Source organism: Niallia sp. (genome assembly GCF_031978665.1).
In the GTDB taxonomy this organism is placed as follows: Bacteria; Bacillota; Bacilli; order Bacillales; family Cytobacillaceae; genus Niallia.
In genome coordinates this window covers 20140-41969 of the sequence record NZ_DALZDK010000009.1, presented here as the reverse complement: position 1 = coordinate 41969, position 21830 = coordinate 20140, and the positions used below count along the sequence as shown (strand labels likewise).

At 33.9% G+C, this 21830-nt stretch carries 19 protein-coding genes; 1 reads left to right on the top strand and 18 read right to left on the bottom strand.

Going from position 1 to position 21830, the window contains the following annotated elements:
- From RTL21_RS06735 to RTL21_RS06675, 13 genes are all read right to left on the bottom strand, one after another.
- Positions 1 to 1475 (bottom strand): TnsD family Tn7-like transposition protein (locus RTL21_RS06735; RefSeq protein WP_312094598.1); only part of this gene is annotated, 1475 nt, incomplete at its 3' end.
- Between the two features lie 5 nt (positions 1476 to 1480).
- A complete protein-coding gene (locus tag RTL21_RS06730; protein WP_062686389.1) occupies positions 1481 to 3145 on the bottom strand; it encodes an ATP-binding protein in 1665 nt (554 codons plus the stop codon).
- Positions 3129 to 5309 carry a Mu transposase C-terminal domain-containing protein gene (locus RTL21_RS06725; protein ID WP_197414230.1) on the bottom strand — a complete coding sequence of 727 codons (2181 nt, stop codon included), beginning with the start codon at positions 5307 to 5309 and terminating at the stop codon, positions 3129 to 3131. Before RTL21_RS06725 ends, RTL21_RS06730 begins: the two co-directional genes overlap by 17 nt.
- Positions 5299 to 6144 carry a TnsA endonuclease C-terminal domain-containing protein gene (locus tag RTL21_RS06720; RefSeq protein WP_312094593.1) on the bottom strand — a complete coding sequence of 282 codons (846 nt, stop codon included), beginning with the start codon at positions 6142 to 6144 and terminating at the stop codon, positions 5299 to 5301. Before RTL21_RS06720 ends, RTL21_RS06725 begins: the two co-directional genes overlap by 11 nt.
- Positions 6134 to 6943, bottom strand: a complete 810-nt coding sequence (locus RTL21_RS06715) for a recombinase family protein (protein ID WP_052126233.1) — start codon at positions 6941 to 6943, stop codon at positions 6134 to 6136. Before RTL21_RS06715 ends, RTL21_RS06720 begins: the two co-directional genes overlap by 11 nt.
- Before the next feature lie 830 nt (positions 6944 to 7773).
- On the bottom strand, positions 7774 to 8316 hold the full coding sequence (locus RTL21_RS06710; protein WP_036178211.1) for a hypothetical protein: 543 nt from the start codon (positions 8314 to 8316) through the stop codon (positions 7774 to 7776).
- A gap of 2 nt (positions 8317 to 8318) precedes the next feature.
- Complete coding sequence (locus tag RTL21_RS06705) at positions 8319 to 8669, bottom strand: DUF2442 domain-containing protein (RefSeq protein WP_036178209.1); 351 nt, start codon at positions 8667 to 8669, stop codon at positions 8319 to 8321.
- Positions 8666 to 8884, bottom strand: a complete 219-nt coding sequence (locus tag RTL21_RS06700) for a hypothetical protein (RefSeq protein WP_036178206.1) — start codon at positions 8882 to 8884, stop codon at positions 8666 to 8668. The genes RTL21_RS06705 and RTL21_RS06700 overlap by 4 nt, the downstream gene beginning before the upstream one ends.
- A 510-nt stretch (positions 8885 to 9394) precedes the next feature.
- Positions 9395 to 9751, bottom strand: a complete 357-nt coding sequence (locus RTL21_RS06695) for a hypothetical protein (protein ID WP_036178202.1) — start codon at positions 9749 to 9751, stop codon at positions 9395 to 9397.
- A 528-nt stretch (positions 9752 to 10279) separates the two neighbouring features.
- Positions 10280 to 10669, bottom strand: coding sequence for a hypothetical protein (locus RTL21_RS06690; RefSeq protein WP_036178200.1), 390 nt, complete (start codon positions 10667 to 10669; stop codon positions 10280 to 10282).
- A 665-nt stretch (positions 10670 to 11334) separates the two neighbouring features.
- The gene (locus RTL21_RS06685; protein ID WP_036178198.1) at positions 11335 to 11727 is read right to left on the bottom strand and encodes a four helix bundle protein; all 393 of its coding nucleotides are present in this window, start codon (positions 11725 to 11727) and stop codon (positions 11335 to 11337) included.
- Between the two features lie 23 nt (positions 11728 to 11750).
- Complete coding sequence (locus RTL21_RS06680; RefSeq protein ID WP_312094587.1) at positions 11751 to 12044, bottom strand: hypothetical protein; 294 nt, start codon at positions 12042 to 12044, stop codon at positions 11751 to 11753.
- A gap of 1220 nt (positions 12045 to 13264) precedes the next feature.
- The gene (locus tag RTL21_RS06675) at positions 13265 to 14968 is read right to left on the bottom strand and encodes a DEAD/DEAH box helicase family protein (protein ID WP_312094585.1); all 1704 of its coding nucleotides are present in this window, start codon (positions 14966 to 14968) and stop codon (positions 13265 to 13267) included.
- 716 nt (positions 14969 to 15684) lie between these two features.
- Here RTL21_RS06675 and RTL21_RS06670 point away from each other — a divergent pair.
- A complete protein-coding gene (locus RTL21_RS06670) occupies positions 15685 to 16062 on the top strand; it encodes a hypothetical protein (RefSeq protein WP_312094583.1) in 378 nt (125 codons plus the stop codon).
- A gap of 64 nt (positions 16063 to 16126) precedes the next feature.
- Here the strand turns inward: RTL21_RS06670 and RTL21_RS06665 are convergent, their stop codons facing one another.
- The 5 genes from RTL21_RS06665 to RTL21_RS06645 all read right to left on the bottom strand — a co-directional run bounded on the left by RTL21_RS06665 (position 16127) and on the right by RTL21_RS06645 (position 21804).
- The gene (locus RTL21_RS06665) at positions 16127 to 16918 is read right to left on the bottom strand and encodes a hypothetical protein (RefSeq protein WP_312094581.1); all 792 of its coding nucleotides are present in this window, start codon (positions 16916 to 16918) and stop codon (positions 16127 to 16129) included.
- A gap of 114 nt (positions 16919 to 17032) precedes the next feature.
- The gene (locus RTL21_RS06660; protein WP_235802069.1) at positions 17033 to 17716 is read right to left on the bottom strand and encodes a TatD family hydrolase; all 684 of its coding nucleotides are present in this window, start codon (positions 17714 to 17716) and stop codon (positions 17033 to 17035) included.
- A gap of 40 nt (positions 17717 to 17756) precedes the next feature.
- Positions 17757 to 19211: a Qat anti-phage system QueC-like protein QatC gene (gene qatC / locus RTL21_RS06655; protein WP_036178186.1), complete on the bottom strand. Its 1455-nt coding sequence runs from the start codon at positions 19209 to 19211 to the stop codon at positions 17757 to 17759.
- Positions 19204 to 19917, bottom strand: a complete 714-nt coding sequence (locus RTL21_RS06650) for a hypothetical protein (protein ID WP_036178184.1) — start codon at positions 19915 to 19917, stop codon at positions 19204 to 19206. The genes qatC and RTL21_RS06650 overlap by 8 nt, the downstream gene beginning before the upstream one ends.
- Positions 19918 to 19923: 6 nt before the next feature.
- Positions 19924 to 21804, bottom strand: coding sequence for a KAP family P-loop NTPase fold protein (locus RTL21_RS06645; RefSeq protein WP_036178182.1), 1881 nt, complete (start codon positions 21802 to 21804; stop codon positions 19924 to 19926).
- Positions 21805 to 21830: the final 26 nt, after the last annotated feature.

Here is a 21830-nt window from a genome sequence, read left to right as displayed (position 1 = left end):
GAGTTTGAATTTAACCACTCCCTATCATTGCGATATAGCCAAGTATAAAGACCACTATTAACCTTCCGCAGTTCCGTTTTACTCTTTTCGGGATATCGCTTCTGCAAATCCAGCCATTCATTACGAAAACTATCCTTGTTAATAAGATTGTCTTTTCTTTTATAACCGAGTTCCACTTCGGTTTCTCCTAAATTCTGACCATATTTCTTTACCGTATTTACATCTACCTTTAATCTTCTTGCGATTTCTCTCATACTTAAATTCATTTGAAAAAGTTCTTTTAGCTTTGATTTCCATACTTCTCCAAACTCTTTTACTCTTCCAACCTTGTACCTATCATCTTCACTACTATCGGGTCCCTTTCGTGCGTAAACAAACCCACAGGAACAGCTAAATGTCCCAACTGGCCGCTTGATTTTACTGTCATACCGTATAGACACTTCAGTAATTACTGGCTGTAAATAATGGTCTGCTCCCGCATTTAAACATGGAAAAGGACTTTTGCCAAAAGGTAAATACTCATTTTCCTCATTCCATAAGTCTTCCAACATAATTCCTAAAAATTGAATCATCAGCAGATGTCTAATTGGATGAACAGTTTTACGTGGTTTTCTAACCATCATACTTAACCAGCAACTTTCATTATTAGTAACGGATGATTGGACTATCGTTAATAAATTCTCCCCATAAAACTCAAGAAACTGCTCTCGAAGTTCTTTTTGCTTTACACTTCCATTTATATTTGCTAATCCCATCAACTTTAACCTCTCTATATATTGAGAGAAAAACCATTCAGGTGGCTTATTGGAATAACGATTGTTTAATAGTTTATCCACATTATCTACAACTTGAATATAATTGGGGATAAATTCAGATTCTATAGCATCTTCTATATTCTTTGAGGTTGTATGTTCTTCGGTTAAATTGCAATTGTCTACAGTTGCTGGAACAAACTCATTTTTGTTAAAGTGATGTACTAATACTTTGCTGTTGTACAGTAAGGTCTTATGCTTTGAACAAATAATAATCCCAGGAATTTGGTGACTTCTCACCCAATACACTTCTCCATATTTCTTTAATGACTCTGTCGCACACTCTTTGCACATCCTAATATATCTATTCTCTGCAATTGTACTTGCCATAACACCTATTCGATTATGGATGCTTCCACCGCTGTTACCCTTCATAGATTGCAAGATGCTTTTGGCACGTTCTGGCGGAAGAAAGGCACTATAAAATGGATATAAAGTGTTCTCCATTATCAAATTTTCCACAGTATATGCACTTCCAATCGGTAAATTGCTTATCAAGCTATCTATGTTGGCTGGTAAATCGACAACAGTAGTGACAGAACGAGAGCCAAATAACTCTTCAATGGTTGCCTTGGGGCTGATGTTCCCACTTCTTATATGGAAACGTGCTAATGTACTATATAACAACTCATTCGGATACGGTGTTGGAAAAAAACCAACCATTATTCTCACCCCACACTGAAGAAATCATTTTCTATCACTTTAATAATTCCTTTTTCTTTAAGTGCTTCATGGGCAGATAGACCATTTGCTTTTCCTTCCGAAACAATCAATCTTAAATCTTGCTTGTTTTGCAACTCCATTTTCTTTGGTAATTTAGTCGGTATAGGGCTACTTTCTTCTATATTTATAGACAGCTTAAACGCCTCTTTTACAATCCCCTTTATATCAAATTCTTGTCCTTGCTTTTCAATCACAGTATCAATACACTTTTTTGCCTTGCCTGGTTCAACATCCAACTCAATTAACTTTAAGATAGACTGTTCCCTCACGTTTTCCTTCCAATTTTTCTCCTGCTTTTTCTTCGCTTTTTGAATTTCTTTTATTTTATTGTTCATAGAAACAGTAGAAAATTCCAGATTAATAAACCCTTCTACATCTATAGGTGCGATATCTTCGTATCTCGAAATAGCTTTAATGTCGCCACTTCTTATAGCATTAATCATCGGCTGAATTAGTTGCAAATTCTCTCTTGCCACTTTTCTTATTAATGCAGGAGTTATTTGTTCCTTACCACTGGAAATTGCCTTTACTTGAGCCATGACAAAAAGTTTAATCGCAATATCTGTTATTCCGCCAGATTCATCATATAAAATATCTTTAAACTCTTGTGTAAGAGCAGTTGGCTTTCTCACCCACTGATAATCCCACATTCCTTCGAGAATTAAATCCCAATTAAAATCCTTTTTCATGCGTTCTATCACCATATCCCCCTGACCACTGCCTCTTCGTGCTTGGCGGAGGTCGCCTCTTAAATAAGGAAGTGCCTTTGGTGTTCCTATCAAAAGAATAGGAGTTCCCATATTAGATAAGTAATGAAAGAAGTTCATCATTTTTTCTGCTCCACCAGATTTGGCAACGCTCAGCGACTGCACCTCGTCTATTACCAGTAGTCCAACCCCATGAACCCTAAGCATTTGAGATAAAGCAGGTTGCATGGAGGCTATGGGCATTCTTGCTGAACCAAACCGCTTATAATAGCTTGTACCCAATAAACTATCCAAGCTCCTATATGCATCAATACAAACACCTTTAATATTTCCATCGAATGAACAATCTAATTTAAGCCAGACCAACTGATACATATTAAAATCATTATTCTTATAGCGAGAATGAACAATAAGTTGTGGTAGAGCTGATAGTACCACATTTATCATTCGGCTTTTACCGATTCCTGATGGTCCCAAAATCGTCATTGCAGAAGACGTGCTTTTTAAATTGCCATTGTACATATCTATGTTTGCGTTTAGAATCGACTTGTAGTTTTCGTGCAATCCTTGAGCGAATTCTGGTTTAAAAGGATTTTTATGAACATAACCCATACGAATCATCCTGGAGACCCTTGACTCCAAATCAAGCGTTTGAAAAATTGGCTGGTAATATTGGAATAATCGCTGGACAAGGTGCAGTCTTATATGACTATCCAAGTTACGTTCATTTTCATTAAAAGGTGGATAATAGGCTAATTTATCAACTACCTCCTCCTTTGAAAGAATGGGAGGAAGAGCTTCGATAAAAGGATTGTTTCTGTATTCCATCACTTCCTGGTCTCTATATTTTGCCATTACAGCTTCTCCACCGTTTGGAATTATTACTTTATTCTGTTTTTCCATACGTTCTCTCCTTCTGCTTCTTTCTTAATAGGGCCATTTCATTTTCAAACTCTTCTGGTCCCTCTTCAGGTTCTTGATTATTCATTCTATTAAATGAAAGAACTTCTCCCTTTTCGTTCGTCACTTTCTTATCAAGTTCAAATGCCTCATTTTCTTTGTTAATCATCTTTTCTATTTGCCTATTTTTACGAATTCCCTTTAGTTTTTGTGTCTTGCTCTCAGTTTCATCCTGCTGTTCCCTCGTCATTTTCTCTGCTTCTTGAACGATATTTTCTATCTCTGAAATTAAATCAATTTTGGATTGTAACTGTTCATCCTCTTTTTGCTTTTTCAGTAACTTTTCATATTCCTGTAAGTATTCAAACTCTTCAATACTCTTGTTTATGTGAACTTCTTGGTAATCCAGAAGGTGGCATTTCTCAAATTCTTTTCCGTCTTCCTTCTTTATATATATGAAGTTTAAATTTCTTGGGTCATAGGATATATGAATCTTTTCTCCACTACCACTTATACGAACACGTTCAAAACTACCTTCTCTAATAAGATTTGAAGAAGTGTAAAATAACCCTTTGAATTTAATTCCTTTACCAGTTATATAAGCATTTGCAGTTGGCATCAGACACAATTTCACAGTATCTTCTGAAACAGAACGCAATAAACCAGCACGATTTTTCATTCCCCAATTCCATAACTTTATTGGAATAGGCTCTATATCATCGCTAATCATCATTTCTTCACGATTATAATTAGAAAGCCAACTTTGGTTATATTCGAGAATCGAATAAATCATAACTTGGGTAAATTGGAACAAATCGAGAACGCTATCAAGACGATAATCTCGGCTTCCTCTCTTACGGAAATCTGTTTTCACAGTTCCAGGTAAAAATGGTTGTACGGATTTCTCATTAATAATTTGAAATTTTCTTTCTACAAAAGGTTTCATATCGGCTCTATAGGGACTTGTGTTCTGTACTTTAACATGTAAGGAACTAACAAGTGTCTCAACCATCTTACCCTGCAACTCTCGGTCAGCTATCAAAGTATCGCAAAGATGGCGGGATGGCCATTGCTCCTCTATAATCTCAATATCGTACTCTTTGCAAAAATCCACTTTATTACTTGCCGAATTAGCAAGAGCACTCATAGCCCCATTCCAAGAAGGTCCTTCTAAGCCCACATATAGTCCTGTAATCATCATGGAAAACTTGTCCACACAGAGGTAGATGACGGGCCTTCCGATTATCCAATTTCTGTTATATCTGGAGACTAAGTAAACATCAGCAATGGTGGCATCAATTTCGTAATAACCTGGTCCATAAGCCTCTACCGTAGAGTTACCCAATAATGCTCTATGATTTTGCAAATACTCTTTCGACCCCTGCCTTGAGTATATTTCCTTCTTCAAGTTTCGCTCCTTATAAAAGAAGTATTTAAACTGTCCAAAGGTTGGAACTTCACTGGATGGTTTTAATATTGGCTTCCTAATGCCTCCATCTATCCTGTAACCATCTGCATAAAATTCCTTCCTCATTAACTGGTATGCAGTGTTTAAGGAGTTACCAGACTTTGTATAGTAAAATTTATTAAGTGCTATCCTAAATATCCGTTTCGTTTCTTCATTGACATTTACACCTTCACCCACAATATCTTTATATTTTTTTGGTCTCCCCCTTTTTTTACCTGTTGCTTGTTTTTCCTGAGACCTCCCTATATTCTTGTAATCTGGCAAAAGGGCATTCATGTGTTTTCCCCTTTGCCAATATCGCCTTAAATACTTGTAGACTGTTTTATTACTTACTCCAAATTTTCCACTTGCCTTTTTAACAAGTTCTGCACGTTTCTTTGCATTAAAAACTTCTGGTTCATTTTCTTTCTCCGCAATGGCTTTTATTATCTCCCATGCTTTATTCCGAATCTCCTTCTCTTTTTCATTAATCTCATTATCATTTCTAAAAATTTGGAAAGGGTCATCTTTAATAACGGTTGCACCTTTAATCTCAATATCATTAACAATGTCTTCTACATTTTTATATATTGGAGTGCTCTTGTTAGCATAAATATCAATCAAAACTGCAACTGTATAATCACTGCTAATCCACAATATTCTTTCAACGGTATCCTTTAACGAATCTCCCGTATAACCGATTAACGTATTAACGGTCAATAGCAATTTTTATTTCACCCTGCCTTTCTTGCGGAACTATCTCTAAAACTTCTGCCGATTGGTTTAATTCAATCTTCTTATTCATATCTATTTTTATCTGTTTTGTTGTTAATAAATGTTTAAATAACAACAACCCTGAACCAGCTTCAAGATTTAGTTGAGAATCAACTGAACTTGTTATCTCCCGAACTGGTCTTTTATTTTTATAGAGTGATTCCAAAAGAATTCCTGAAATATACGAAATATCACCTTTAGTAAAATCCGTTGTTTCCTCTAAAAACCTCGCTGGATGTATCCACTCGATGTTTTTCGCCTTAACTATTGGAAGCTCCTTTTGGGTTAATAACGCCCAATCAATACCTTTTTTCCAAAAATAACGTCTTATTAACTCGAAGCGTTCAATCACTGCCTTTCTTTCCAATACATGACTTGCTTTAACACTCCTTGCAACATCATAGGTATTTCCGTCATTTCCCCTAACTGTAATTAGAAAGGTCGTGGTTAAAATGTAGGGAAATCCCGATTGTTTATCCTTAAATTTCCTTATATCTATATCTTCTTGCTCCCCAACTACTTCTTCAAAATCGTATAAAGGCACATGCTCTTTCACTTGTAAAATTGAATCGTCAAACTCAGTTAGGTAGAAGAATCGTGTTTCTATATCCGACAGTAGGTGGACAATCCGATTACATCGCCAAGTTCTTAAACGACTGCTTCTGCCAACCGAGCCGAAGTCCTGCACTCGAATAAATCCTTTATAGGATTCAAATTCTCCCTGTCCTCTACCTTCCTTTATATACCTTTGTAATTTTTCCTCGTTCCACTCACTTCTCATTTCTTACACCAGCTTTTCTGTTTCTATTAATTAGAGCTTGTACTTTCCCAAATACGACCTTATTTATCAACGGTTTATGATTCCCCTCGATAATCAAATCACTGTGTCTTAAAACACCTTTATAAAAATCATTCTTTAGTATCCCAACCAAGGCCTGTTTGCTAAATCTGTTCCCCCTACTGCTTCTTACCCCAGAGTTGTCTAAATACTTTTTAAGTTTCCCAAGACTGCGTAACTCCAAATACTTTTTGAAAATCAATTCGATAATGGCCGCTGTTTCTTCATCAACAATAATCTTTGCTTTATCATTCCACTTATAGCCAAGAGGAGCATTCCCACATGCTTTATCGCCCATTTTAATTTTTGTTCTACGGCCTTTGTTGAGCTTCATAGCGATACTCATTCTCTCATATTGGTCGAGCAATTCCATCATCCCATTAACCAAAAAGTCATTTGGATTTTTCGTGTAAATTCCGCTGTAATTAGGCTGTTCAATGCTGATAACGTCAGCCGAATGCTTCTGAAATTCTCTGTGAACTAAAACTTTGACTGTATCACTTCTCCAAAGTCGGGAGGTGTTTAATACTACAACTTTCTTTACTTCACCAAAAGAACTAATTAAATCATTTAATCCGTCTCTGTTTGCAATCGTTCCAGAGATTCCCTCATCTCGAAATACTTCAATTAAGTCGTATCCATTCTTTTGGCAAAAGTCTATAATTGCTGATTCCTGCGTTTTTAACCCATACCCATCCATTTGAGTTTTTGTACTAACCCTTATATATCCAAAAACATCCAACTTGTTCTTCCCCCACTTATATGTAGTCAATTATTATTCATAATGTCTGACTTAAAAGCTGAAAAAATATAGGACTATCAATGTCCAGTTGCTTTTAAAGTCGCTTATTAATGAACTGGTCATTTAATTAGTTAGTTGCAAAATCCCGTTCGGAATCACCCCCTTTAACATAATCAACGTAAATCTTGACTATAAAATATGCAGACAAAAAAATAGCATATAGTACTTCCAAAGAGTTTTTTTTCTTTTGGAAATACCACATGCTATTTTGATTTGCTTTAATATTAGTTTAAAAGGATAAATCTTACTGCTTTCAAATTGACTTTTTATATGTCATCATCTTATCTCAAGAACCTGCGAAACTCAAGTACAAAATAATTGGAACTCTCACTTTATCAAGTTAAAAAACTAAAGACGGTACTGTATTTTCATTCAAGCTCATTTAGGTTGGTAAGATAAACAGCATTACTACTATCGTTTATATCTACGATTGAATCTCTGGTAAAGATATATTTGCTACTATCTAATTTTGCCCTAATGCTGAGGAAGTACGCCTCCGCCTGTTTCTTGCTATAAAATATCTCGGTTACTCCGATATTCCCCCAACACTCTACTGCCCAATTCTTTTCCATATATTTTTCACCCTTTTCCGAGTTTCTTCTATTATATATGATATATTTTTTAAATCCCTTTATCAAAATGAAAGATTATATAGATAAGCAAGTTTCAATCTGAGAGTAAAAGAGATTTGAAAAGAAGTAGAATTAAATTAATCCTCAATCAAATCTCCTTTATTTCTCGTTTTTATCCTTTTTCTTCTTTTTCAAAAATTATTCAATAAAACATCTAAATGCTCCAGCAATTGTCCATTTTTCACTCGATTGTCTTACATTATTTTCAATAAATTTTAATAAGGAATTATATCCTTCCATAAATATCTTTCCCTCTACAAAAAACACGAACATTGATATATCAATTTCCAACCAATCCCAAGCTGATACTTTAATTTCATCGGTAATTCTATTGGATTGAAAGCAAGGAAAATTCCTCTCTTCTACTACTTGTACTATTTCTTGAAATGTCGATAATCCACCGATTATTTCCACAGCCGATATAAAACAATCAGTATATGGCTGTTCTTGGGGATACATCGAATATTGATATTGTATAAATTCCTGCAATTGTTCTAAGACTACGGATTCTTTAATTTCAAAAATGACTTTGTCATGGGTTTCGTTAAATTCATATAAGGACATATCAAAGTGTTTATTTAACCCAATTTCTAATTTTTCAATAGTAACTCCTACCTTGTCCAATCTCTTCTTATCAATTTCCATCCTATAACCAATTCCCATTTGAAGATATTGTCCCATCCTTATTCACCTCTCTCCCTTTTCTGCTTTTCCTGTTCCTTGATAAAATCATTCATCATCCTAAGCAGGTAATATTGACCTCGCTTCATTTCTTCATTTACTAAAATATGGTCAATATTTACACTTTCCGAATATAAATGTTCAGGTTCAAAATCTACCCCGTTTTCCCAAACGACTGTACCTGCTACATTATCAAGCATTGCTGTTTGAAACATATCAATATTATCTCTAACTTCGGCTAACTTGCCTTTATCATCACGCAAGAATTGCTTGATGTCTAAGAGCCGATATTCCCCATTACCAAATTCAAGGATTAGTTTAAATTTTACTGTAAATAACGATGTTACTTTCATAACTTTTTATCTGCCTTCCTTCTAAAAAATCTAAACTTCCTTTTATCTATTTCGTCTAATAAAGCCAGAGCCTTTTTATTTTCCTTTAGAATAGGGTGGCTCATATCAGCAACGGACATCTCTTTCCCAAGGCTTGGATTACTGCTCTTTTTATTTCTCTCGAATGCCAATAGTCTCTCTCCCTTTTTCAATAGATTCTTCTGCTTTTCAGCCACTTTAAAAATTCAAGAAACTCCTTTATATCTTGTTCCCTCCTAATTGAATCAGGGCTTTTAATTGGCATCGTAATATAACACCGAGACCTCCGATGAAACTTCTTATATTCATTTGTCACTTTTCATTCCTACCTTTCACTAAAGTCAATTACAATGGGAGGTATTATACTTTTTACTTTGCATGTACTGCTTTTAGGGACTGCTACCTATCTCCTTTTCTTTAAAATAACTTTTATTGATAACATTGCTAAAACCGCAATAATTGCTACAGCAAATAGACTTACAACAATTAGAGAACTCATTTTTTCCATCCTTATTTGGTATATAGTCTTTGAATCCAAAAAGGGAAGCCAATAGTCAATTTTTTGAATTTTTTTAAATCGACTTTGGCTTCCCTATTAAGATTGATATTATTTTACAAATTGATGTTATTATTTATAGAATATACTCGGAATAAGACAATTGCAACAACTACTACTTTTTGCGGGTTTTACTTTAAGCCTCTTGTTATCAACGTCTAATCGGTACAATATTATTATATGGATTCTTCCCTCTCTCTTTTTCATAATCTTGAATACATTTTAGCGAAATACAAGTATTTAACCATCTTCTTAGAAAATATGCTTGTTCTGTTACATCACAGTCAATTAAATCCTCCAATGAATACGTGTGATTGAAACAAACATCTTCGACTTCATCTTCAAGATAAATTGTAAACTCCTCTAACTCCCCATCAATTTCCCAATCACATTCAATTCCAAATTTAAACTTAATAATGGAGCAAATGTGGTCGAGCTTTTCGACTGCCAATATTTCTTGTAATTCATTTATATTTAACTCTTCATTATTGATATCAATAGTCCCCATAGTTACTTCTCCTTTTAATTTTAAAATGGTTAAATCTCCAGCAAATTTTCTGTAAAGTGTCCCACATAAAAGTAGTTCTTCAACATATTATCTTTACTGAAACATATAAGAGTATTTGCAAAAATCACAAATAATGTTTTAGAAATGCCAGTGGTATTATCAAGCACAAACCTACTTACACTTTCTCGAAATAATCTCTCTATTTTTTCTTTTAATACTCTTTCATTCCGTAGTTGGAGATATTCAAGTTCTTGTATTTATATTTATCTCCATACAATTTTTTCAACATCAGTTTCATAACCTTTCCCGCCCAAAAATATAAGTAATTCTTTATCTGAACAGAACGACCATAAGAAGTAACGTGCAGAGTCTGTAATACTCCTACACGTTACTATCAAACTAATTCATTATTTTGTATCTCATTCAGTAAAATACATCTCGATTAAATCCTCAGCCTCAGTTTCAGCAACTAATGCAACTGCTTCCTCAGTTGAATAGGTTTCTAACAAATGGTATCCCCCACAATTATCACAATCCCTGAAATAACGAGTATTCTCCTTCATTTAATCCAATCACAATATCTATTCCAGAACTTAGCTCCAATATTGTTCTAATATGTTCCAGCTTTTCCATAGCCAATTCCATTTGAAGTTTTATATTAGTTTGTTGGGTATTTTCCACACTCTGATTAATTTGCATAATTATTTCCTCCTCATTTTTAAAAAGTTCTTCATATTCATTCTCTAATAGTGATTCAAAATGCTCCGTTAAGAAGTCTCCAAAATCATTCCCTTTTTCCTCTGCCATTTCCCAATAAAACGGATTATCAATAAACACAATATCTACAATATTTTTAATCCCTAATTCTTTTTGCAGTCTGTTCTTATCTCTTTGTTGGCTTCTCTCTCCACCAGCCACTACAACTAATTCACCTTCGTTAAATGGCGAAACTTGTTTTTTAACCCTATCTACGCAACAATATGAACAAGGTCGCTATCCTTTTCACCTTTCTCATATCTTCTCAATTCTTGTACCAAAGTTTTTTCATCCTTGAATTTAATAAATGATTCTTGATAACCCATTTTTTACTCCTCCAGATTTAAATTTTGAAATTTTCATACCTAATGCAAATAACAATTCCATTACGTACTATTTATTAGGTGAATCCTGTCCAATAGCAGTCAATTCTACAAAAAATTCCCTTTATCGATTTTTCAAGGAACGACAAAAAGACCGTATTTATTTTTTGTAAGAACACATAGGTAGACATAACCATAGGGAAAAAAACCTTTTGGATATAGTCAAAAAACCTATATGAAATTACAAGAAATAAATACGGCCTCTTACCGTCATCAGATAATAATACATTAATAGAAATGTATAAGTTAGTTTCAAAAAATCTTCTTTAGGCAACAAATCTATTGGCGTTGCCTGTATTCATAATTTACACTCATATTTATTATATGTCAATAATTTTTTTACCGACTATTGCCTTACCAAATATATGCTATATAGAACTATGTGTAGTCGCATCTTAGTCAGGATTGGTTCTATTCGACAAAGAAATATGGGGGCAGGGAGAACTATGCTACTCCTTGGTTCTTCAAGTTTTTCATCATTTTTATTAGAATTAGAATAACAGCTTGTAAAAGGTCATCCGCTGTTTTAAATTGTTCCTCGGTTATATATGAATTCACCCTTGCCAAGTCGTACCAATATCGGGACTCTTGAGCACTGCCAAGGCTATTATTAAGAAACGTCAATTCTTTTGCTGGATAGATTTGACCGTTGCCCTCGCAGAGATTAGCCCCAATACTGGAAATGCTTTTTATTGCTTGGATTTTCATATTCTTCTCTTCTATCCAGGGAAACTGTTTTACATGTTGATAAACTAATTTATTTAACTCCATGCACATATCATATAACTTTAATTTTTGAGGGTCCTTTACAAAAAAATTATCTGGATTATTTTTCACTTTTTCTTCCTCCTTCTTTTCTATTAAGCTGTTCTGTATAAACTTTCAAGTTTCCTAACATCATCCGTTACATTCAAGTGCAACTGCTCTTTTTTTGCGATAATGATGCTGTATCTAATTTCCACTAATTTGAATCGGATTTCTTCCAGTTCTTCAACGCTACTGCCTTCAAAGCACGTTTCTAAAAAGGTTTCTTTTAACTCCTTTACTTTTTCCTGCATTTGCTCCACCTCTTTAATCGCCAGTGGTTGTAATGAATGGAGAAACAGCGTTCTTTCCAGTTGGTCGATGGCTATTTTAATTTGTTCAGTGGTCACTATATCGTCTTCTCCTTTCTATCAATTACCTCTTATGTAATACCAGTTTATCAATTTACAAGTTTTTTTAGGGGCAAAAATGGTCGGATAGTGTTCGAGCACCTTCAACCCCGTTGGCTACTTTTTTTCGTTTCTATCCACTGCAACAACTCTATAAAAATATGTTTCAAACGCTATTTACCTGTTAAAAATTTACATAATGATACTTTATTAAATTAAATCGTTAAAATGTTGTTTTACACGTTCGCTTGATGAAAACTTTGAATTGAATTATGTCGAAATACTTTACGAAAAGTTGTATTTATATTCTTCTTATAAAGAGGAGTTTTGCTAAAAAACAACTTTTGAGATTTCCCTCATATCGAATACATCTACATATTGGATAAAAATGCAATATCAAATTGAACCACTATACAATGTGCCAATAGCACAAAAATAATCTATTCTTTCAACAATATCTAAGGTCTTCCGAAAAACATGGAACTTTTACATAAAGCCTTCGCTTTCCTATGATTTAAAACATCCTTTGTTGTAGATTTATCACTTTGTATTCAAATGTAACTATGTCAAAAAACCTCTGATAAATTGAAAATTAAATACATTGATACAATAAAACTTCTACGATGATTTGAAACTATACGGAACAACCAATACAATTCAATGTGCCAACAGCACAAAAACTGATGTCCGAAAAGCCACAGTACATTGGAATACCACTGGGTCTTATCAAACTGCATCTATTAAAGAAGCATTGTTCATGAAAAAAGGCTCTTTTGTTACCAAAAGAACCAAGGCTTTATCGAAATGTCATAGTAAAAATAAAACAATCACCGATAACCAGAATATTTAAGGGATATATGTTTAAATACCAATGCCATATGCTTTTACAAAAAAGCTGTATAATACAAAGCAAATGGATAATAGCAGTTTTAACCTTTCGTTAGATATTGTTTTTTTCTTTATCCATTTGGCTTTATGTAAAAGTTGGTTTTTTATTTTTATTCATCCAGTGTTTTCTATAACAGGTGAACGTATTACCCCAGTTGCACTTGAACTTTCTATAGAAGGTACTTACCTATCATCTGTTTTTGAATAATGATGATACTATTTCAACGCACATCATTGATATTTCCTCTGACTCTAAGGCAAACGAATGTGCAATACAACATTGCTGATGTAACAGAAAAAGGATGCCTGTAAAGACACCCCGTAACTGCTATTTATTTAAATATGAGCTGTTGCCCATGACTTTCGATTTGATTTGCTTGTAAAAAAGGGGCAAGGTTTTTTAGGATTTTAGCAAATAAGTGTTTATCCAGAATTCCGAGCTGTTCTCTAAACTCCTTCTTTTTAATGCTACTTACTTTTTTAGCACAAGCCACAAGAGCCTCCTGAACCAAAGTTACCTTCTTATCAAAGGAAGATTGCTCCTTCCGTTCGCTATCAGATTTTTTCCTTTTATTCTCTATAGTCATTTCACGCTTCACGTATTGCACATTTTGCAATTGATTTAATACCATATCTACCGCCTCTTGATTACCGCAGAAAAGATAGATATCCGCCTTTTTCGTTAAGTCCCTGTTAATTCTCTTAATAGCTTGGTAAATCTCCCCAGCAACTACGGATTTTCTGATTGCTTCAACTTGCTCATGTTCAAACACTTGAATATTCCCAACAGAGTTTCCTCCGAATACTTGAAAGTAGAAATACAGCATAGAATAGTCAATATACGAGTAATTCGGGGTTTTAAGAATAACTACCCTATCAAAATCTCTGAAATCGTTGCGGCCAATAATGTTACCAAAATACTCCGTCTCAAGTTTTATATTTAGATGTTCCTCAATCTCTTCTAAGTTATCTCCCATCTGAGCAAACTTCATCAACAATGCTTCTTGAACCTTGTCTACACTGTCTTTATCCGTAACAAATAGAATCTTGCTACCACAGCTAAAATCAATCTTTTCAAGAGAATCCTGAAAGAACCTTGCATATTTTTCTAAGCTCCCTTTACCTGTTTTCACTTCAAAATGATGGAGAATTGTTTGGGAATAATCAAATATTGGAGGCTGTTTTTGGATGGAGAACATTTCATTAAAGAATCTGTAGGTTGCATCAAAACTCCCATTTGCATCCAAGATTATATTATTTTCTAACATAACATACCGTATATCCTCAATTGAATGAAATTGGTTTTCAAAGAATAGTCCACCACTTTTTATAAGATTCTTCACTTTCATCAATAGCATCTTATGGTTCTTGTCTGTAACTAAACTAATTAGTTCATCAAGAGCTGATTGATACTTTGCAAAGTCATCTTCCTTAAAATCAACATAATACATTTCCTTTTTATTTACAGACCCAATCAATGGTAGATAATGATAGTATTTTTTCTTTAGAAGTTTCGCCAATACTTCGACTATTTCGCCTTGTTTATAAAGAGCAAAACTTCCCCACAGATTGCCAATATCCTCAATTGAAACGGTAAATCTCTCTACTAAATCCATTCGTTCATCAATAATCAAAATTTGCCGATTATTAGTCAATTCTGGGTGCAACCCCCGACAAAACTGCTTGTACATAGAATGACTGCATACCAGAATTTGTGCTTCTATTGCCTTTTTTAACGCCTTTTTAGATTTGTTGTCTTCACCTGTAATTCCAACCGCAACCTCTTTTTCAGCATATTCATTGATACGATTTACCGTCTCTTGAAGCTGATTATCTTTTACAAATCGTTGTACATATAAAGCTCGGAAGCTATATTGTTTGGTCATCTCGCCCAAGAACCGTTGTGACTCTCTTGACTTTCCACTACCAGCTTCAAACGGATATACCACAAATACGTCATTTCTCCATTTATCTTGGTTGATAATTTGTTGTCGCAGTTGCTCAAAATCATATCTTGTATTATTAATAGTATTCATTTTCCTTTTGCCTCCTTGATTAAAGTTATTAACACCTTTAGTAAATCAAATTTGAAGAAGGCAATACATAGATTATCTGCTCTACCTTGCTTTACATAAAATTTTACAAATAGTTATATACCATCACCTTATTTGAGTTATTTTTAACTTAAAATTTTTATTGTTTGGTGGTTTTCGGCATTATCTGGGTTTTACGTAATTATATATTTTACTTAAAGGTAAATAGTTGCTCTTTTGCTCTTTTGAACTTTTCAACTGAACTTAGATATTTCTTAAGTAAATCGCAACTGGCGATTGAATAGTTAATAGTTTTCTTTATATAGTAGTGACGACTATTTCAGTAATGTTTTGTATCCAAAAATCTTTTGACGTTTTGTTAGATGAATGACTTTTTCCATCGCTTGTTTTATAGAATGAGATTTATTTTCTTTGCCTTTTTCAGCTTGGCTGATGATAAAAGTTATTGTTTTGATAATTAATTAGACCTTAGATTCTTCAAAATAAGTAGAGGCTTTGGAAAAAGTCCTTTGACATTTCGTAATAACCTATTTCTGCATTGTTCAAATGAATTTTAGATATTTTTTTGGGACTATATAGGTTTATGTTTTCCGAAAGTTGAAAAGTCGTTCTACCTTACAGCCACAAGGGAATAAGGCGTTTTAGAGCAGGAGAAATCCACAATTTTTATTCTTACTTCTCTCCCTTCCTCTTCTCAAATGGAGTTGCATTTTAAACTCGATTTAATTATCCCACTTCTTGGTCGGACGGTATCGAACATTGAAAACGTAGTATCGGTAGTAGGAATTGATATAATAAGTATTGTTAAAGCGGTCGGCAAAAGGTCATGGAGGGAGGAACTGCTCATGCTCGTAAAAGCAAAGGATTTTAAAGCTGGAATGATAATCGAGTTGGAAATGATGGCTTCCTATCATGCCAGTAAGAATAAGGTGACTAAAGTGGTGGAAATTGAAGAAGACGTTTTTTATTCAGAGGGAGATAAAGAGGTTATGGTCGATTTTATAGACTACGAAACAAAAAAAGGTGGAGTGATTATACTCAATCCGTTGCAGGATTATATACTGGTTAATGGTTAGGCTTAGGGCTTCATTCGTCTCCTTTTCAAACTTGAAATGGACAACTAAAGCCCCATCCTTTCACTTATGATGATTGAGCTTCCGAGCCAGGCTGTTCCACGTCATCAAAATTTATATCAAGTGTTTCTACATAATGAACGATAGTCTCAACGCTTTTGTAAATATTTGTTTCACGCAAAGGGGTGTCACTCATTGCCCAAGCAAGAAAAAGTTGACCGAGAACCGTCAGAACTGGTAACAGAACTTTTTTCCAAGTGCTTACTTCTTCTTCGTTTAACTTTCCCTCCTGAACTTCTGCTTCTGTAACATTAACAATAATATTGATTTTAAGAGCCATATCGAAAAATTGCGGCCGCTTAATTTTCACTTGAATATCTTCTTCAAGTTGTTCCTCTATTTCTTCTACGTCATCTTCTGTATCATGAATATATTCACTTAGATTTTCCACAAAGGAACTGTTGATTGCAAAAGATATTTGATTAAAAAAGGGAGCAAATTGGGAAGCACTTGAAAGAGCTAAACTTTGGTTTCTTAAACTTGCCACAGCACTTGCCATTTGAGAAAAGTCATGACGTGGGATTTTAATCATACCTACTTTTGCCAACAGTGGCTCTTTATAAAAACTGTTTATTAGACTGCTTTTAGATAATTCACTTGCTATTAGACCGCTTTTAGCAACTTCATTCGCTAATATACCACTCTTTGCTACTTCACTTGCCAGTGTACTAACCTTTCCAAAAGCACTCGCATGTTCCATATAACTTGCTACTACACTACGGTTTGCCATTTTGTTTGCCAATTCACTGGCTCTCGTCATATTGCTAATCATTTCTGAATTTCGGTTTAATTGATTCATCATCCTTTGCCATTTCCGTAAGTGCTTAAATGCATCTTCCATTACAATTCACCACTTTCAAATATCCTTGTTTGAAATCATTACTTAATCCAATAATGATATGGTTCTAACTTGCTATTTGACATACTGTTGTTGCTCATTTAACAGCCTTTTTATGTTATTAAATACAATAGAACTAAAGTTTTTAATTTGGAGCTTTTCTTCAAATTCCTTATAAATTACAGGTAAGTTGTATGACTTTCCTTTTATATTAGATTTTCCAAAAGGAGCATCGGTTTCAATAAGCAACCTATCCAAAGGAATTGCTCTTATTATATTTAGACCCTTTACAGAAGTAAGCATTGAATAGTTTACGGATAGATAGTAACCATTTTCGATTATTTCTTCTAACAGTGTTTTACTACCAGAATACCAATGAAATACTGCAAATCGAACCTTATTTTCTAATAAAATATCCAAGGTATCTCTTTCAGCCATTCTCGAATGTATTGACAATATCTTGCTTGTTTCTCCTGCTCGTTTACAAATATATTGAAATGCTTTTTGTTGCTCACTTTTAGTTTCTATAAATTCTTTAGAATAATCTAAACCAACTTCCCCAATATATTTTGTATGGGGGAGCCATTTTTCAAATACAAACCTATTAAAACTGTGTGTCTTTGCTAATTGTGGATTGTAGCCCATTGCAATCTTTACATATTTAGATTCTGGGAACTCCCTTTTACATCGTTCAAATATTTCAGGCAAATTTGTAACAAACAAAGCGTATATTTCATTTTGACTAAAATAATCATACATTTCCCGAAAGTTTTCGTGATAATCTATATGAATATGAAAATCAACTAAGTTGGGCATCTTCTAATAATTCCTTTATCCCTAAATATTCCATTAAACCACCACTATTTCGGGAATCCTCAAACCTAATCATTTCCAATAATTCGCTCATTGATTTGTGATATAACCGTTCATAGGCTTCAATTTCATCCGTTGATAAAGGGCCTTGTCGAATCAAAAGTGTCCTAATATACTCACCATCATCTTTATGTTTGTAATATCTCCTTAAACTAAAGAGTACAGCTTTTAAATCACTTGCTCTGCCCTGAAGGTTGTTGTATTTTGTTAAGAATTCTTTATTTATTCTATATACCGAATTATATATGGTAGAATCTTTACCTGTTGTTAAAAACGATGCCCTTCTAATAAGGCACGGATAACAATATCCACAGTTACAAGGAATTTCTATACTTTTATCATATTTTCTATCATACCTTGATAAACAAGGGTGGGAGCATGAAAGAGTTCTATGAGCACTTCTTTTGAAAACAGGATTAGCTTTATGTTCTGCAACAATTTCACCCTTAGATTTGTCCCAATAAAAATTAGATATTTTATGTTTTAAACCGACCGACTGAAGGATGTGATTCAAAGATTTCAAAAAGATAGGATGGGTAGTTCTGGTACTGCAACTTCCATTCCTACTATCCGTTAAAGGAACATTTATACCAATGAATCCGTTCTCTGGTATATATACAGGTGTTTCGTCACCTAATATAGAAGCGATAGCAACTGCACCCGCTAAAAATAGAAATGACCTGCTTCTACTTGTACTTTCAGACCCCAGCTTGGTTTTTTCTCCACCCCTTTGAAGCGGAGCTAAAGGATTAGCGTTAAATAAAATTAACTCTTTACTCAATGCAGGATATGCTTTATCAATCTCATTAAAAAGTTCATGCTGTCTGTTAGTTAAAAGATTGTACTCCCTAAAGCCAACAAAGCAAGTGTTTTTCTGCTTATCTGATAGTGTTAAAGCACCACAAAATGAATCTAAACCGCCAGAAAAAAGACTTACTGAGTCATACTTTTCTCTGTCGATAAGTTTATATTTTGTGTTTTTCTTATTTGCTCTAAACTTGCTCGTAGATTTTCTGAATTCAAATATCCAGTTATCGCCACTTAAGAAACCAAGTGTTTTTTCCAAATCGTTTTTAACTAAAATCCATTTTTCCATTTCCAGAACGGGGAGATAAAGTTTAATATTCCTTGTCCAATTATCGGATGACCTTCTTCGAGGAATTCTTTTATCAGCACAGAAAATACTGATTGCTATTACTAATAAATCCTCGGTAATATCTGATAATGTTTGATTTCCAAATCTTCGCCAAAGTTGTTCCGCATCTGTCTTAACATTTGATTTATTGTTCTTATCGAAGAGATTAAATAGCAATACGTTCTCTGCTAAGTTTCCGTTATTTTCAAATTCATCATCCTGCTTATTAATCCAAATATTAAACAAGAGTCTCACTCCAAACTGATAATATTTCAAATGCCTTGTTACATTTATCTGTAATTATTTGTTTGCCTTGCTGTCCGTTCCAGTCAACTTTTTGAATGGTTTCTATTGTAAACTCGGACTCTATTGAAGTACGGATAAAAGTTTTAACACTTTTCTCGGCACTATCATATTTTTGTAAATTATCAAACATAGTTAGCAGCTTCTCTGCAAAGTTGGAAAGAAAACAATTTTGTATAAATTTCACAATAAACTCTCTAATAAATTCTCCAGGTTTGATAGAACCTACTATGTTATTGTAATCTTCTTCATCCACTGCACTTTTTAAAAGCTCACGCATAAGCTCACTCATGCTTTGCTGGGCAATACTATCATAAAAATCATTTCCGCTATCATTAAAATATTCCAAAAGACCTGCTCGAACCTCTTCTGAAGACTTGCCACGTAAATGTGCCAATCCAACCTTCTCTAAAGCACCAATAAATCCGTAATTCTTTACAGCTTCAATAAAATTTACTGCTTTCGCCCCTACTCTTGCAATAGAACCAGTGTGCGAGTTACCCCCACCGCTCATTGCCTTTGAAAAACTTGACACTGCTTTACCTATTGAAGAAGGGCTAAATCCGTTTTTAACCATGCTTGTTACATCTCTTTTAGCTTCTGGCCATAAATATCCTGTTGGCGGTAAATAACCTTTTGACGTTCCCATTCCTTATCACCCTATTTCCCATAGCTTTTTAGACGATTTCTTCGATTCCACATAATACGCTTTTAATTTTTCAAACGTTTCACTGTCCAACTGTTTGAACAAGAATATTTCAGTCGGAGTAATTAAGCCTTTCTTAATCTTTTTCAGTTCCTCATAGATTTTTGGCTGATATTGAGGAAACATTTTATATAGTTCAATTAGCACCCATAAATGATAATTTTGGTCCTGATTATATTTTGAGATGACTCCTTTAACGATTTCACTTCGAGTTACTTCATCCATTACTTTTAGCTCTTCAATCTTTTTCTTTCTTACAATTTCTGCAGTGGTAGCGTTACAGATTTGATTAATAAACTTCCGTTCTTCCTGATTTAAGTTTATTGAAAATAGTTTTTTGTCTGAAACGGAATCTCGAGCTAAATAGAAATATTGAGATAAATCAACTTCAGATAAATTAGATGGTTCAACACCAACCCATCTTTTTATTTTGTCTCCAAACCAAGCATTATTTTTCTGTTCTTGACCCGTTTTGGGTTTTTCCTCATCATTTAAACCCTCGTTTAATATCTGGTTTTCAATATCTGATAACTGCTTTGGAGTTCCGTTATTTTCAAATTGCCACTGATATAGCTCTCTAAATAAATCTCTGTCGGTGTACTCAAGAACCATCAACTTTGCTAAAACTGATAAATTCAGTTCTATTCTTTGTATCTCAGCAAGACGTTTTCTCATATAGAACGTATTTAAAAATCTCTTGGTTTGTCTTGGATTCCCTTTCAAAGTGGCCGCAATAACACTTCCAATACTATTGAAAATTTGAATTTGCTCTTCAAAATCAGATTGACTGTAGCCCTGTTTATACTTGTCACCATCCGTACTTGTTACCCCATTGATTATTTCTATTATCTCTTTCCCGCTTATAATTTCTCCTCTAACAAAAATACCCTTGTCCCTTAACTTATTGATTAATTTGTTTAGTACATTTTCACTTAAGTACATTTCGCTTATTAAAAGAAGCATATAATTTTTTATATCAGTCTCAGCTAATTCCGCTATTCTGATAGGAAGTTGAACTATTTTTTCAATGTAATCAGTCGAAACATCTATTTCTACATCATCCAATTGAGGATATTTTCTTTTGATTGAATAAGTGATGATGTTCTCATCCATTGCAATAACAAATGTAGTCTTTTCAACAGCAAGAAACAGCTTAATTGCTTCAAGTGTTTCTATTATTCTATCAGGATTGCATCTATCTAAGTCGTCTATCATAATGATTAAATTGTCTATATTTGATGTACGAATTATGTTTACGAAGTCCTCTCTGAATTTTCGCACATTTTCAATGATATTTTCTTGTTGCTGAGCGTTGATATAGTCTTTTTTCATTTGAGATGCATTGTCCAAATGCTGTCCTATCTCTTTTTCTGAATCAAAATTTTCAAGTTTGAAACCTCCAAGAAGCATAGGTAAAGGATTTCCTGCTAATAAACTCAAAGATAAAGGAATGCCCTTTTTTAAGGCTGTGCTACCGACCCTAATCCAGTCAACTCGTTTAATTAAATTTTTAATCTTATCTGTTGATTCCTTGAAAAATGTTTGGTTTTCTTGAAGGCTTTGCAAAATTGCCTCCATTAAGGCTGTTTTTGCATCATCGTAGCCTTCAAACATCCAAGCATTTACTGTAACAACCGCAATCTTTTTCTCAGTTTGATTCATAGTGTTCTGTTCAATTAGATGAAGCAAAGTGGATTTACCACTTCCCCAATTGCCAAATAATCCAATTGTCAAAGGGTTCATTCTTTCACTCGTAGCAATCTCACTTATCAAACTTGCATAAGGCTCATAAGCCAACATATCTATTTTTGAAGCATCATCAGCCCACATAATTATGTATCCTCCTATTTTTTCTA

Bases quoted from the DNA above. Each gene is read 5' to 3' on its own strand.
- RTL21_RS06720 (WP_312094593.1), bottom strand. From the start codon at position 6,144: ATGAGAAGTGAGTGGAACGAGGAAAAATTACAAAGGTATATAAAGGAA.
- RTL21_RS06695 (WP_036178202.1), bottom strand. From the start codon at position 9,751: ATGGGGACTATTGATATCAATAATGAAGAGTTAAATATAAATGAATTA.
- RTL21_RS06705 (WP_036178209.1), bottom strand. From the start codon at position 8,669: ATGAAAGTAACATCGTTATTTACAGTAAAATTTAAACTAATCCTTGAA.
- RTL21_RS06660 (WP_235802069.1), bottom strand. From the start codon at position 17,716: ATGTATGATTATTTTAGTCAAAATGAAATATACGCTTTGTTTGTTACA.
- RTL21_RS06650 (WP_036178184.1), bottom strand. From the start codon at position 19,917: ATGGGAACGTCAAAAGGTTATTTACCGCCAACAGGATATTTATGGCCA.
- RTL21_RS06730 (WP_062686389.1), bottom strand. From the start codon at position 3,145: ATGGAAAAACAGAATAAAGTAATAATTCCAAACGGTGGAGAAGCTGTA.
- RTL21_RS06710 (WP_036178211.1), bottom strand. From the start codon at position 8,316: ATGGGACAATATCTTCAAATGGGAATTGGTTATAGGATGGAAATTGAT.
- RTL21_RS06665 (WP_312094581.1), bottom strand. From the start codon at position 16,918: ATGAATCAATTAAACCGAAATTCAGAAATGATTAGCAATATGACGAGA.
- RTL21_RS06675 (WP_312094585.1), bottom strand. From the start codon at position 14,968: ATGAATACTATTAATAATACAAGATATGATTTTGAGCAACTGCGACAA.
- RTL21_RS06645 (WP_036178182.1), bottom strand. From the start codon at position 21,804: ATGTGGGCTGATGATGCTTCAAAAATAGATATGTTGGCTTATGAGCCT.
- RTL21_RS06670 (WP_312094583.1), top strand. From the start codon at position 15,685: ATGGAGTTGCATTTTAAACTCGATTTAATTATCCCACTTCTTGGTCGG.